Source organism: [Flexibacter] sp. ATCC 35208, assembly GCF_001975825.1.
Taxonomy (GTDB): Bacteria; Bacteroidota; Bacteroidia; order Chitinophagales; family Chitinophagaceae; genus Chitinophaga.
In genome coordinates, this window is the sequence record NZ_MTKN01000002.1 from 298,256 (window position 1) to 312,598 (window position 14,343).

13 protein-coding genes are annotated in these 14,343 nt (G+C 45.2%); 1 reads left to right on the plus strand and 12 read right to left on the minus strand.

The features are described from left to right. Window positions 1–10: 10 nt before the first annotated feature. The 4 genes from leuB to leuC are packed head-to-tail and all read right to left on the minus strand — an operon-like array spanning window position 11 to window position 3,934. A complete protein-coding gene (gene leuB / locus BW716_RS02725; RefSeq protein WP_083720703.1) occupies window positions 11–1,090 on the minus strand; it encodes a 3-isopropylmalate dehydrogenase in 1,080 nt (359 codons plus the stop codon). A gap of 29 nt (window positions 1,091–1,119) precedes the next feature. After that, on the minus strand, window positions 1,120–1,719 hold the full coding sequence (gene leuD, locus BW716_RS02730) for a 3-isopropylmalate dehydratase small subunit (protein ID WP_083720705.1): 600 nt from the start codon (window positions 1,717–1,719) through the stop codon (window positions 1,120–1,122). Between the two features lie 48 nt (window positions 1,720–1,767). Beyond that, window positions 1,768–2,526, minus strand: coding sequence for a methyltransferase domain-containing protein (locus BW716_RS02735; protein ID WP_083720707.1), 759 nt, complete (start codon window positions 2,524–2,526; stop codon window positions 1,768–1,770). A 10-nt stretch (window positions 2,527–2,536) separates the two neighbouring features. Continuing rightward, entirely contained in the window at window positions 2,537–3,934 is a 1,398-nt protein-coding gene (leuC, locus tag BW716_RS02740; RefSeq protein WP_083720709.1) for a 3-isopropylmalate dehydratase large subunit, read from the minus strand. A 231-nt stretch (window positions 3,935–4,165) separates the two neighbouring features. Between leuC and BW716_RS02745 the strand changes: the two genes are divergently transcribed. After that, window positions 4,166–5,719: a hypothetical protein gene (locus tag BW716_RS02745; protein WP_083720711.1), complete on the plus strand. Its 1,554-nt coding sequence runs from the start codon at window positions 4,166–4,168 to the stop codon at window positions 5,717–5,719. On the opposite strand, the gene BW716_RS02750 is transcribed toward BW716_RS02745, so the two are convergent. The 8 genes from BW716_RS02750 to BW716_RS02785 form a co-directional block, all read right to left on the minus strand. Further along, entirely contained in the window at window positions 5,716–6,339 is a 624-nt protein-coding gene (locus BW716_RS02750) for a hypothetical protein (protein ID WP_083720713.1), read from the minus strand. The two genes, BW716_RS02745 and BW716_RS02750, sit on opposite strands and share 4 nt — an antisense overlap. Next, window positions 6,336–7,022 carry a hypothetical protein gene (locus tag BW716_RS02755; RefSeq protein ID WP_083720715.1) on the minus strand — a complete coding sequence of 229 codons (687 nt, stop codon included), beginning with the start codon at window positions 7,020–7,022 and terminating at the stop codon, window positions 6,336–6,338. The genes BW716_RS02750 and BW716_RS02755 overlap by 4 nt, the downstream gene beginning before the upstream one ends. A 24-nt stretch (window positions 7,023–7,046) precedes the next feature. Next, window positions 7,047–8,291, minus strand: a complete 1,245-nt coding sequence (locus BW716_RS02760; RefSeq protein ID WP_083720717.1) for a hypothetical protein — start codon at window positions 8,289–8,291, stop codon at window positions 7,047–7,049. Between the two features lie 25 nt (window positions 8,292–8,316). Next, window positions 8,317–9,069 carry an N-acetylmuramoyl-L-alanine amidase gene (locus tag BW716_RS02765; RefSeq protein WP_083720719.1) on the minus strand — a complete coding sequence of 251 codons (753 nt, stop codon included), beginning with the start codon at window positions 9,067–9,069 and terminating at the stop codon, window positions 8,317–8,319. Beyond that, the gene (locus BW716_RS02770) at window positions 9,066–9,545 is read right to left on the minus strand and encodes a hypothetical protein (protein WP_083720721.1); all 480 of its coding nucleotides are present in this window, start codon (window positions 9,543–9,545) and stop codon (window positions 9,066–9,068) included. Before BW716_RS02770 ends, BW716_RS02765 begins: the two co-directional genes overlap by 4 nt. Window positions 9,546–9,680: 135 nt before the next feature. Beyond that, window positions 9,681–12,299, minus strand: coding sequence for a glycosyl hydrolase (locus BW716_RS02775; protein WP_083720723.1), 2,619 nt, complete (start codon window positions 12,297–12,299; stop codon window positions 9,681–9,683). 50 nt (window positions 12,300–12,349) lie between these two features. Next, window positions 12,350–13,435 carry a Gfo/Idh/MocA family protein gene (locus BW716_RS02780; RefSeq protein WP_083720724.1) on the minus strand — a complete coding sequence of 362 codons (1,086 nt, stop codon included), beginning with the start codon at window positions 13,433–13,435 and terminating at the stop codon, window positions 12,350–12,352. 14 nt (window positions 13,436–13,449) lie between these two features. Next, complete coding sequence (locus tag BW716_RS02785; protein WP_083720726.1) at window positions 13,450–14,322, minus strand: YegJ family protein; 873 nt, start codon at window positions 14,320–14,322, stop codon at window positions 13,450–13,452. Window positions 14,323–14,343 lie beyond the last annotated feature (21 nt).

Sequence of the window (14,343 nt, forward strand, 5' to 3'; positions counted from 1 at the left end):
TTTTTAATTCTTAGTTTAAATTCTCCAGTACTTTGGCGCCCATTGCATCAGTACCCATCACCAGATGGTTGTCTGTATGCTTGTTCGCAATATCCATTGTACGGAAGCCTTGTTTCAAAGTAGCTTCTACAGCCTTGATCACACGCAGCGATTCATTTTTCAGTCCAAAAGAGATATCCAGCATCAGTGCTGCAGACAGGATAGAGGCCAGCGGATTGGCAATGCCTTTACCTGCAATGTCATGTGCAGAACCATGGATAGGCTCATAGAAGCCAACGCTGTCACCTACTGAAGCTGAAGCCAGCATACCCATAGAACCAGCGATCTGAGATGCTTCATCTGTCAGGATATCGCCAAACAGGTTGCCGGTTACCACCACGTCGAAACGTTTAGGATCCTTCACCAGTTGCATAGCAGCGTTATCGATGAACATATGTTCTACCTCTACGTCAGTATATTCTTTTGCCAGTGCCTGTACTACTTCGCGCCACAGACGGCTTGCTTCCAGTACGTTTGCTTTATCCACAGAGCACAGTTTATTACGACGTGTACGTGCAGCTTCAAATGCTTTGCGGGCAATACGCTCTACTTCATATTTGTGATAGATCATCAGGTCAGAAGCAGTATTGCGATCTTCAGAACGATTCTTTTCACCAAAGTAAACATCACCGGTCAGCTCGCGGAAGAACAGGATATCTGCTCCACGCAGGATTTCAGGCTTGATACTGGAAGCTTCCAGCAGCTCATCAAACAACTTAATAGGACGCAGGTTTGCATACAATCCCAGTTCCTTGCGGATCTTCAGCAATCCCTGTTCAGGGCGTACTTTCAGTGTAGGATCGTTGTCATATTTGGCATGTCCGATAGCGCCAAAAAGGATAGCGTCACTTTTGCGTGCTTTATCCAGTGTTTCATCTGGCAGGGGATTTCCCGTAGCTTCGATCGCTACGTGTCCCATGATGCCTTCTTCAAACGTAAAGTTGTGCTTGTAGTTTGTTGCTATTGTTTCCAGCACTTTCCTACCCCAGGTAGTCACTTCTTGTCCGATACCATCACCCGGAATAACCAGTATTTTTTTGTCTACGCCCATTTATTGTATTGTTGAGTTAAAGCGAAAAGTTAAAAATTAAACTCCCGGGTGGCTTCGTAAGTTTCAATTTCCTTACGCAGGCTTAACAGGTAGTCAATATCATCATAGCCATTGATCAGGCATGCTTTCTTGTATGGATTGATGTCGAAGGAAACTTCTTCACCTGTAGATACAATCTTCAGGGTCTGTTTTTCCAGATCTACAGCCAGTTTCGCATGAGCGTCTGCTTCGATTGCTGCAAAGATCTTGTCGAGAAATGCATCAGTCACCTGGATAGGCAGGATAAAATTGTTCAGTGCATTGTTCTTGAAGATATCTGCAAAGAAACTGCTGATCACTACCTTGAAACCATAGTCGGCAATGGCCCAGGCTGCGTGCTCACGGCTGGAACCACAACCAAAGTTCTTACCAGCTACAAGTACCTGGCCACTGTAAGTAGGATTGTTCAGTACGAAATCAGCTTTAGGTTGATTGTCGCCGTCATAACGCCAGTCGCGGAACAGATTTTCACCGAAACCATCGCGGGTAGTTGCTTTTAGAAAGCGCGCCGGAATGATCTGGTCAGTATCAATGTTTTCGATTGGAATAGGAACTGCGGTAGATTCCAACTGTTGAAAATTCTTACTCATTATATATCGCCTCCGTAAGGAGGACTTTAAATTTACGTGTTTTACAAATTATTGAGCGTCTGCTATTTTTTCAGCTTTCACGCGCAACCTTACATACTTAGTATACCATTTGCCATCGCGGAAGTTAGTAGCACGCAGGCTTTCCTGTGCCGCTTTGAGGATGGGCAGTCTGTCTGCTTCAGGTATTGCTTCGAGGTAGTATGCCCCGAACATCTGCAGCCATTCTACGATACCATTCTCCGGATCAGCCAGCTCGGTATCACGGTCAAAATAGCTCAGCTGATTTACCCGGAAACCATATTCTTCCAGCAGGGAAGTATATTCACCAGGAGATGGAAAATACCAAAATGGTTTAAATTCATATCCCTTTTCTTCCATCGCTTTGCTCAGGGCACCTGTGATGTCGTCTACATTGCCTTTTCCTCCCATTTCCAGTACCAGTCTGCCACCGGGTTTCAGGTGATGCCAGATACGATCCAGTACTTTCTCCTTCTGGCGGATCCAGTGCAGGGTTGCATTGGAAAACACCGCATCGAAGGTTTGGTTCAGTGAAAAAGAAGTACCGTCTGCCACTTCAAAATCGATGGAAGGGTAATGACTTTTTGCACTGGCAATCATGCTGGCGGAACTGTCTATCCCTTTTACCGTTGCCCCACTCTCTGCGATCTGAGCAGTGAGCTCGCCTGTACCACACCCCAGATCGAGGATGGTCTCCCCTGCTTTGGGCTGCAGCCATTCCACTACGCTGTTGCCGTAGTTGAATACAAAGGCATGCTTCTCTTTATATAAATCCGCGTTCCAGGCCATGATAATACTTTTATACGAGTTCTCTTACATCGGTTACTTTACCAGTGATCGCTGCAGCTGCTGCTGACAGTGGGCTGGCGAGGAAGGTACGGGCGTTAGGACCCTGACGACCTTCGAAGTTACGGTTGGAGGTAGAGATACAATACATGCCGGCAGGAACTTTATCTTCATTCATACCCAGACATGCAGAGCATCCTGGCTCGCGCAACTGGAAACCGGCCGCTTCAAATACCTTATCGATGCCTTCTCTCTTGGCCTGCGCTTCTACCTGCTTGGAACCTGGTACGATCCAAACTACTACATCGTCTGCCTTATGTTTGCCTTTTACAAATTCAGCCACCATACGCAGGTCTTCGATGCGGCTGTTGGTACAGCTACCGATGAATACATAATCCACCTTTTTGCCCAGCAGACCGCTGCCTGGCTCCAGCCCCATGTAATCAAGGGATTTCCTGAAGGAAGGTTTTTCCTTTTCATCCAGCTGTTCCAGAGATGGAATGTGCTGGGTCACACCAATACCCATACCTGGGTTGGTACCATAAGTGATCATTGGTTCAATATCTGCAGCATCGAAGGTGATCACAGCGTCGAACTCAGCATCAGCATCGGTGTACAAAGTCTCCCAGTAAGCGAGGGCTTTATCCCAGTCAGCACCTTTGGGTGCAAACTCGCGGCCCTTGATATAGTCGAAAGTAGTCTGGTCAGGAGCGATCAAACCTCCACGTGCACCCATCTCGATACTCATGTTACAGATGGTCATACGGGCTTCCATGCTCAGGCTGCGGATCGCCTCACCGGCAAATTCCACAAAGTAGCCGGTAGCACCGGATGCAGAGATCTTAGAGATGATGTAAAGGATGATATCCTTGGATACCACACCCTTCTTCAACTGACCATTTACCTCAATTTTCATACGTTTTGGACGGTATTGGAGCAGACACTGGGTAGCCAGTACCATTTCCACTTCGGATGTACCGATACCGAAAGCGATAGCACCAAATGCACCGTGAGTGCTGGTATGGCTATCACCACACACGATGGTCATACCTGGCAGGGTAATACCCAGCTCAGGGCCGATTACGTGCACAATACCCTGGTAAGGGTGGCCCAGACCATACAGTTCTACGCCAAACTCTGCTGTGTTGCTGGTCAGCATCTCTACCTGCTTGCGGCTCAGCGCTTCCTTGATAGGCAGGTGCTGGTCCATAGTAGGTACGTTGTGATCGGCTGTAGCACGGGTCTTGCCCGTACGGAATACAGGAATGCCCCTTTTGCGCAATCCGTCAAATGCCTGAGGACTGGTAACTTCGTGGATAAAATGCGTGTTGATGTACACTGCATCCGGAAATCCAGGTTTACTTACCACGATATGACTGTCCCAGATCTTGTCAACTAATGTTTTTCCCATTCCGTAATTACTTTTTATGAGCCCGTGTTACATTAAATTAAAAAACATACTTTACTTTCTGCAACACAGGCGAAATCATTAATTTTGTGCTTCCCTGTTTGTTTGTAACTTCAAATCTAATTAGCAAACCTTAATTACCATATAGCTAAATTTGCTTTAATTACGATATATAACATAGCCTGACAAGAACTATCCATTTGATTGTCAGTCAATTATAACATATTATAAACGATGTCCAACAATCAGCATGATGCGCTCTTTATACTGATAAAAACGCTCACCAAAGCAGAAAAACGGAATTTCCAGCTTGCTTTCAACAAAAATAACTCTAAGGAAGACGTTTTATTCATTCAGCTTTTTAATACTTTGGACAAACTGAAGGAGTATGATGAGGAACTGATACTGAAGAAAATACCCGCTATTAAGAAACAACAGTTGAGCAATGTAAAAGCTCACCTGTACAAGCAGTTGCTGACCACCCTCCGCCTGCTCTACAAACAAAAAGATCCCCTGATCGACCTCCGGGAACAATTGGACTACGCCCGGGTACTGTACAGCAAGGGGCTCTATAACCAGAGTCTGAAACTCCTCTCCAAAGCCAAGTCCATGGCCATAGAACAGGAAGAAGTGATGCTCAGTTACGAGATCATAGAATTCGAAAAACTCATCGAAAGCCGTCACATCACCCGCAGCCTGGAAAACCGGGCCGACGAACTGAGTGAGGAAAGCCGGGTGATAGAGCAGAAACTGAGCAACATCAGCAAGCTATCTACCCTCTCTCTGCGAATGTACGGCCTCTATCTCAAACTGGGTCATGCCCGGGATGAACGGGATGCCAATATGGTCAAACTGTTCTTCGAAAAGGAATTGCCGGCCAATAGCCACCAGGATATGAGCTTTTATGAAAAGATCAACCTGTACCAGGCCTATAGCTGGTATTACTATATCCTACAGGACTTTGTGATGTTTTACAGATACACCCGCAAATGGGTAGACCTGTTTACATTGTACCCCTCCCTGCAAAAGACGGACGTGGAGCTATACATCAAGGCGATGCACAACCTGCTCACCGCACAGTTTTATACCAGCAACCACGAGAAATTTATCCGTGACCTGGGCACCCTCGAAACATTCATTTCCGAAAACAATGAAACCTTCAATGAAAATACCAAGACCACCGCATTTGTGTATGTATACACCGCGCGGATAAACCGGTATTTCCTCGAAGGTACTTTCGGCGATGGATTGAGCATTATTCCACAACTGGAAGCAGAGATAGCAGAACATCAACTAAAGGTAGACCAGCACAGGGTATTGCTCTTTTACTATAAGATCGCCTGCCTGTACTTTGGTAGTGGAGATAATAACAAAGCGATCGTGTACCTGAACAAGATCATTCACCTGCGTATCGGTAGTCTTCGCGCAGATATCCAGTGTTTTGCACGCATACTACACCTCATTGCCCACTACGAACTGGAAAATTACAGTCTGGTTGAATACCTGATTAAGTCAGTCTACCACTTCATTGCCAAGAACAAAGACCTTGGGCAAATGATGGAAGAGATACTGAAGTTCCTCCGTAAGAATATTTACGCTAATCCAAAAGCATTGAAAAGTGCATTTGCCAGCCTGAAAGAAAAGCTGGTGCAGTTGTCACAAAATCCTTACGAAAGAAGATCATTCCTGTACCTGGACATCATCTCCTGGTTGGAAAGTAAGATTGAAGGTATCCCGGTACAGGACGTGATCAGAAGGAAATTTGTAAAGAGAGAAAAAAGGATTTAATAATCCCACTTCACATCTTTGTTCAGAATGTACAGGTTACGCAGGTCATTGAACTCCCGGTGTTCCCATTTGTCTTTGATATCCATTTTCAGGTTATTCAGACTATTTGTGGATAATACCCAGTTCAATGGCACCTGACTACCTGATTTACCAATAGAGAGCTGAATCACTTTCCCATGCAGCTCATCCTCTGTGTAATGTCTTAGTTCATCCATGGCCATGGCCGAGCGACCAGCACGTGTATCGTAAATGCCTGCCAGTATTTCACTCAACTCATTCCCAAAACTCAGGTTCTTGGTATCAGCCTCCCGGGAATCACTGAAGCTGAGCACAAATACAAAAGGCACGATCTCACGATCCCTGAATGCTTTGGATTTTAATTTCAATGTTTTTAATACTTCCAGCATCGTTCCGGTGCCTGTGTTTTCCACATACCCTCCATCTACGTAATGATATTTGGTTTCATCATCCTGTTTTAAATTTCCACCGGGGGAGAATAATGGGAAGCGTGTACTGAAATTAACGACAGTACTATACCGGATACCACCCCGGATCTTCTTATTAAATAAATCTCTTCGCTGATATAAAAGCATCGTACTATCAGGCCTAACATTTGTCATCCAGCATTGCAATCCGGTCTCCACTTCAGTAGTGTTAATAAACAAGGCTGGTAAGGTATTTTTAGGCGAATAAAGCTTCTGGAAATTATCAGAAAAATATTGCTGGCATCAGGGGTCACCACTTGTCTGTAACCACTCTCCCACCCTTTTTCCAATGCCGCGGCTCTGTCAAATGCAGGTATCTGAAACGGCAATAAAAGATTGAGCAGATCACCGTAGAACATCTTACCGATCACAGGCGATAAATAATCCTGCTGGAAAAATAAATCTGTCATGTTCGAGAGGGAATCCACTTTGTGCAGACTATCAGGAGTGAGGTACGCCATCGCATTGAAAAATGCAATTCCAAGGCTACCACCCGATACACCTGAATAAGCATAAATAGCTCTTTTGAAATTGAATGGATGGCTCACTACAGGTTGAATAATATTTGCACCCTTTGATGTATCCGGGTGTAATTTATTATATACAGAATCCTGTGCATTTGCCAGGCTCTCCTGCAAAAAACTCAGCATCAGAGAAGTGAAGGCGCCTGTTCTCAAAGCGCCACCTTCTGCACACACAAATACTACCGGGTATTTAGGTATGGGCTTACCAGCTGTATCTTTTACCCAACTGAAAAAATACCTGTGATCTCCTTCCGATTTATATTGCTCAAACCAGTTATCAAAATGGGTAGACATCAGGGGTCTGCGATCATAATTGCTTTAGCTGTCATACCGTACAGGATGATCATTATTCAGGAGTGAAGAGAGGACCAGCACGACCACCAAAGTGATGCGCAATGAAAAAGGTTTTGTTCTCAGCAATGCATAATCCACATATAATAAACCGATATAAATACCGATCCAGCAGGCAAATGCAAAGATAACAAGACCGGGTGCACCAATCTTTTCATAATACCGGATAGGCAGTATACCTACAATGAGGAATATACTGAGGCTGGTGATGGCAATGATCTTTAATTGCAGGTGCAGCTGTTTATAAAATTTCAATGGGATCCGGTAAATCCATCTGTACATCGAATCAGGCTTATCATCCTGTATCAATCCTGTAGGCGATGGTACAAATGAAGCAGGTACAATCGTCTCCGGTGGCATTTTGTCAGGGTCTTTCAGAAATTCGCTTTGCGCTGCGCGGGGCAGATTTAAAAACTGCTCCGTAAACTCTTCGTATCGGCTATTGATATTGTCAGAGAAATTAGATGGCTTGCGCAACTGAAATACATAGTCATTATAAATCCCGATCAGCTTATTGCACCACTCCATTTCCTGTTTAGGCAGGCGTAGGAAAGACATGACACCAGATGGCTTTTTTGACACCAGCTCACCTGACGTTGGATCTAAAATAACGTCGTCCGGACCCTCCTTTTTTTCATCCAGAAAATACGCCCTTGCTACAAGGTTCACTAACAGGAGCAAACATCCCATCGGGATGCCAAATCCCCAGTTACGTTGATTCGGGTTCAGTGTATTTTCACCGATATAATTGATCACAAAACCTAATAAAAGAATGAAGTAAGGCATCAACAATGAAGTTTGTGCAATGGTCTTCTGCACAGCTTTGCGCCATAGTACTCTTTCATCAGAGAGGCTCTTGCCAGAATGGTCAGTAACATAGATAGCATACCGGCTACCATATTCCGATACCACACTCCATATAAAAGCACCGCCCAGCAACCATAGTAGATTACCTACATGGTGCTGGACGGCAATTTCTTCAACAACTATCAGCAGTACATCTCTCCCTTGTGGCAATACGGTAAACACCAATAAGGCTATCGCATGCAGTGTAACGAACATACCACAGCTCCGGAGCACACTTACAAAGTCACTGATCATGTACCGTAGGGGCACGTGATCCCGGGCTTTGTTCAGTTCATTATACAATCCTTTGTAATGATAAAACAAAAAGCCTGCGAAAGACTTTAACAAGTCTAACAGTTTTTCCATAACTTATTATTTGGGGTTGTATAGGTTATCTCACTCCTCCGCTCCAGAACCAGCTCCCTTCTTCAGTAAAGTACCATTTGCTGTTATCATTGATCTTCTCACCGTTGTTCACATAGCCGTCGTAAGCCAGTTGGATACCTGGTTCCACTATATTGATGGGAGCCTTGTGTGTATCAGGGGTAGCGCGGATATTGAGCCGTGAGCGGGAAGTAACTTTACCTGTGGTTTTTACTTTTTGTGGGATGTCGCCATCATCGTCATCGTTCACAGGTGTAGGCTGATTACCACTGGCCAGTGTGATCAGTTTATTGAGATCGACCTTTGTACCAGGGCAGGTTTTAGCGCCATAGATTTCGTGATGACCGACTACATGTTGTCTGTCCAGCGGAATATGCCAGCGATCAGCGATGTCGCGTACCAGGGCCGCACTGGCGGCATACATGGCATCTGTCCATGGAGTATCGCCTTTCCCTTCGTGTTCGATACCGATGGTGTAATAGTTTGGATTGATGTACTGACCATTGGAAGTTTTGATCAGTGTCCATGAAGGCGTGTACACACGGCCTGCATGCCAGGCACTGTCTGTTTCCTGCACATATTGATGTACTTCGCCCTGCTGGCCTACGCCATAGTGGGCAGAAACTTTGGAAGCAGGATTACTGAACCAGCTGTCAGTGCCGGCCAGCGTACCATCCATGATGTGGATAACGATGGCAAATGGGGTGTAATTCTTTCTTCCTGGGGTGAAATTGGGGCTTAATTTTGGTATGATACTCATCCTAATGCATTGTTATGTTGTGGGGTATATTCATCTGCAACCAGCTCTGGTTCTTCGTTTACAGGGGTTGCTTGTTCAACTGATACAGTCACCGGGGGCGTGGCGGTGATCGTGACTGGTGCGGCAGGTACAACAGCTTTCACCTTATTCAGGTAAGTCTGGAAGAAGCCTTCAATAAAGTCTGCGCCTGCATAGCCGATGGCAATAATGGTCACGATGGCTTCTGTCTGGTAACCATCTGCAGTTTTGAGTGAGGTACCCTTGATAATCATACCAATGGCACCAGCTACAAAGCCGATGAAGATACTGACCCAGAGGCGTCCTGCATCCATTTTTTCAGGCGTACTGCCTGCTGCTACCTGCTGTGCGTTGGAATCACTTAATTTTTTAAGTCCTACTGCGATTCGGATTCCCTGGCCTATAGCGCCAAGAAGCCCACCGGCAATTACGGTGTAGATAATGTCTGTAATGGACATAACATTCAATTTTTGGGGTTGTGGTTTTACAATTTCGTTTGGTATCTCGAATTTTGGGGCTTGTGCTTTTATCTTAATCAACCAAATATAATAAATATGGTGGAGTGTTGTCCAAAAAAAAATTAATGAATCGCGCTATTGTTCAGTCAGGCGGCCAATTACCACTGGTCCCAGCAATCCTGCGGGGAGTAAATTCCACTCGGGTCGGATAAAGATATTAGTGTGAGTAATGCGTTGCGCTTCCGGCAATCCCCTGTCTCCGACAAGGCGGTTTCGCCAGCTGTTGATAACAATGATTTGCAGATCGTTTTTGCCTTTATCCAATTTTATGGGTAGTCTGAAAGGAGGCGTCCATACGATACCAAGGTCTTTGCCATTTAAATTCACCTGCGCAATACCAACATCCTGTATCTTGCCAAGATCAATATACATGGAATCAGTTGAGGTGCGATTCCAGTTAAATGACTGTTGATAAGTGGCAGCACCGGAATAATATTTCACAGCGGGATCTGTATGATTGGTCCAGCTTTCGAGTTTGGTGAATGTCTTTACAGGCATGTCTTTAAATTGGACCTGCCAGGGGCTTTTTAAGGTGTCTTTGGGGATAAATACATAATTGTTCGTACCTGCTTTTCCATCTCCATGTATAGGCTTTCTGAAAACAACAAAATAAGCCCCATATGGCGCGAAATTCAACGGTATGGTAGTCATATCCTCTTTTTGTCTGAACGCCGAAATTTGGCGTATTTCTCCCGTTACAGGATCCCAGTATTCTGGTTGCCTGCCAGTGATTCTAAAACTGGCTTGTACGTGCGTGGCAGTATCGGCGCTGTTACTTACAAAGTAATAATCCATGCTATCCTGCTGGTGATGGATCCAGTTAATATTTTCGCCAATAAAATCAGGGGTTAGTGGTACATTGGTTTGCAATGCATTTACTTTCTGCTGCACAGCAGGAGATAATTTATAATCTGCCGGCACTACGAGTTTTCTGTATCGCATACCACCCGGCAATTCCAGCCACCCATTCTTTAATTCCATTTTCATCAGCTGTTCTTCATTGATCACATCGTAATCATTGTAAGGCAATACATGCGCGGGATCGCTCTCTTTATTCTTTGCAATATTCGGTACGTGATCGCCATAGTAATACACGACATCTGCTACAAATCTTCCTTGCTGCATCATGTATTGTACCCTTGCCATGTAATTGAAAAACGCATCTGCATATGGCCACCAGGTAATATGTCTGTTTAAATGCGTACCTGCAAAATATTCCTGCCCCGGCTCTCCCATAGAGGCAGGAGATGAAGTAAATGTATGGAGAAATACCAGGTTCAAGCCTGCACACACTTCATGGTCAAAGGAGCTTTTCAGATCATGCCAGATCACATCATTCCAGTGTTTTCCGATGGTGGTAAATGCTTCTGCGCCTACAAGGGTTTTATTGTAAATATGTGCAGCACTCGCAGCCTGCTTTACAAAAAACCGGCTATCCGGATCCGGCCGGTGTGCAGAAGGCGCCCAGAATTCACTCATCATGATGTCGCTATGTCCATAGTTTTTCAAACCATCAAAAAATCCAACATGCGGACCGGAACATTCCGGACCAATGCCCATGACGTATTTGGCTGCATGCGCTTTGAATACTTTGTAATGATAATCAGACACCAGGTCACCGATCGTCTTTCTAAAATCATTCAGAAACTGATTACTGGAATCAGGGCTATCGATAATTTTCCCTGCTACTACAGGCAGGTAGGGCAACAGATCATAACCTCTGCGGATCTGAAATTCCTTGCGGAAATTTTCAGTCCAGTTAATGCCACCAAGTTCCCAGCTATCCGTTTGTAGATAACGCAATGTAGTACCAGCATCTGCACCAATCCCATCCAGCAGTGGTTTTACATGGGTATTCCAATATCTGTCAAAATGGTCTGCATTCATGTAGTCAATTACAAGGCCCTGCCATTTGCCACTGGCAGTAGAAATGTGTGCGCCATTATTGGTATAGCCAAAGCGCATGATCACCCATTTTCCTGCCGGCGCTTTCCATTTCAAACGTCCTGTATGATCTAAAAATTCAGAGATGTCAATTACTTCGGAATGATATGCATTGGCTTTACTTACAACGTCATTCTTTAACAAATACCGGGTATCGGCAGCAGAAAAGCCAGCTTCTTCAAAAGCAGCTTTCTTATGCAGGTCTTTCAGTGGGTGAATACCAATTGTATCTCTCCATGGAAATGCCAGTACGGCAATATCCCTGTAAAAACCTTGTCTGGCAGGAGGCGTAGCCAACTGTACCTGTATAGTTTTATTGCCTGTTAAGGTGGTATCAGACCAGGTAATATGCTTCGTCGATTCCTGCGGAGTTACATCTGGCGCGCCCAGGTTCCAGCCGCTTTGAATATTCATACTTAGCTCCAATCCTAATCTGTGTGCTTCTTTTACAGCATGCTGAAACAAGGCCACCCATTCCGGAGAACCAAACATAGGACCTTCAGGTACATTGCCATTATCCCGTTGATCCTGTCCACCTGCATCTACAATACAGGCGCCACTGAAGCCTTTGGCTTTCATGGCTTCCAGATCGAGGGTAATGCTTTCTTTGGTCACATTGCCATTGAGCCACCACCACCAGCAACGGATACCGGCACTGGCAGGAGGATGGGCAAATAAAGTGGGGGTTATTTGTTGTGCATAGCTAAGCTGGCAAAGCAGCACCAGCAGCGGCATGAAGTAGCGTTTCATAGCGTAGAGTGGTTTAAACCGGCTTGTAGATGCAGCTGGTCCGGACCTGTTTATAGCTTGTTGATTTCCTGTCTCTTCCCCTCCTTCGCCGACTTTCTCGCAGCCTCCAATATCTTTACTACAATCAGGTTATTATTCAGGGAAGAAAGATCATGACCCGGTTGTATCGTACCATTTAACACAGCTGCCAGGTAAGTGAGGTTATCGGTATATGCGGGTACAGGTACTGTCAGCGACTGTGTACTATCTTTTTGTCTTTGCTGCAGCTGATTGGCATTCAGGGCATGTAAATAGCCGCTCTTACCAAATACTTCCCAGTCTTTGATACTAAATGGCCAGTTCCAGCTGGCTTCAATAATACCGGTAGCATCAGGGTACTCCAGCAGAATTGTGGCATCATCATCCACCTTAGGATACACCGATGGTTTGATATGACGCGCCACCGCTGTTACAGCAATAGGTGCTTTGCCATCCATGAGCCATGTCATCAGGTTAGCGCCATAGCAACCAAAATCTACGATTGCTCCTCCCCCGTTTTTCACAGGATCCGTCAACCAGTTAGTAAAATCCTTGCTACATCCGATTTCTATCGGGCCTTCATGCCCATCATGCACGATCATTTTCCTTACCGGACCGATGGCATTTTTCTTCACCAGCTCATACACTTGCTGATTGGTGCTGTACCAGGTAGTTTCGTAATTGGTAAGCACAGGAATGTGGTATTTCTCCGCCAGCGCAGCTATACGGGTAGCCTGTGCCACTGTGGTGGCGAGTGGCTTTTCTACCATCACAGGAATACCTTTTGGTGCACAGGCTTCTACGACCAATACATGCTCCGCCACTGGGTTGTAACCCAGTACAGCATCGGGATGCACTTTGGCCAGCATGGCATCCAGACTTGGATAAAAAATGGAATCAGGCAGGTGGTAACTCCTTTTGTACCTTGCTACCAGTGCAGTATCTGCCTCTGCAATACCGGCTATGCGTACCTTACCTTCTTTGAACTGATGCATGAGCAAATGCACATGATCATGATTGAGACCTGCTACGCCCACATTGAGCAGCTGCTGGGCGGTAGACATACACGTGGATAACAGTCCCATACATAACAGACTGTAACGGATTAACTGCTTCATAAATTATTTGTTTATTACTCTGCAACATTCAACACTTTCCAGCCATCTTCATCCCTGAAGGTATACAATTGTTGGCGACTTTTTCCTCCATCAGGGAAAATACAAAATTCTGTAATGAGATATAGGTTATCAGTGATTTTCGTTCTGGCAGGGAAAGCCCGGAGTAAGTTGTGGAATACAGGAAACCCTTTTTCTTCAAGGTTTTTGATAAAAGAAAGCCGGAGTACTTCGGCAGTAGCCTCGACGATTTCAGGACTGTTGAACCTGTCATTCATTTTCCTGAGCAGCAACCTGGCTTCTTCATAGAAATTTTTGCAGGATACAGCTTTTTCAATATCCTGTTCATCATAAGCATCTTCCAGGCACAGGATCGCCCCTTCCGGTGTGGAAAAGTCATGGGCAAAATAGTCAACGCCCTCATCGATATACAAGCCTACCTGTCTGTCAAAATCCGCCACCTCATGATCCGGCAAACCTTCACGAATAGCGCGGATAGTATAACCACCTATCAGACGGCCATTTTCAATGATCATCCAGTCGGTGATGAATTGCGGATCGATACCGATACGTTGATTGATGGATACAGAACTCACATAAACAGGTTTGTTGCCAACCTCGCCATACAGGTTGCCTTCGTCGTCAAAGCTGGGGGTAGTCAGCCATATATGCTCACGGCTGGTGCCATCATCGATCAGTACTTTTACTGAAAAGTATTGTTGTGCAGGTGTTGGCTCAGACAGGCTATCCTGAAAGTGATGCATGGTAGCCCTTGCTTTTTCTATTGCCCAGTTCATTCGCTCATCCGAATCTGGAACATGTACTACAGGTAGTTGCTCATTGGAAGCGAGTTCGCTACGCTTACCAAATATTCTGGAAAATAAACCCATTTATAATTTCAATTAACGACA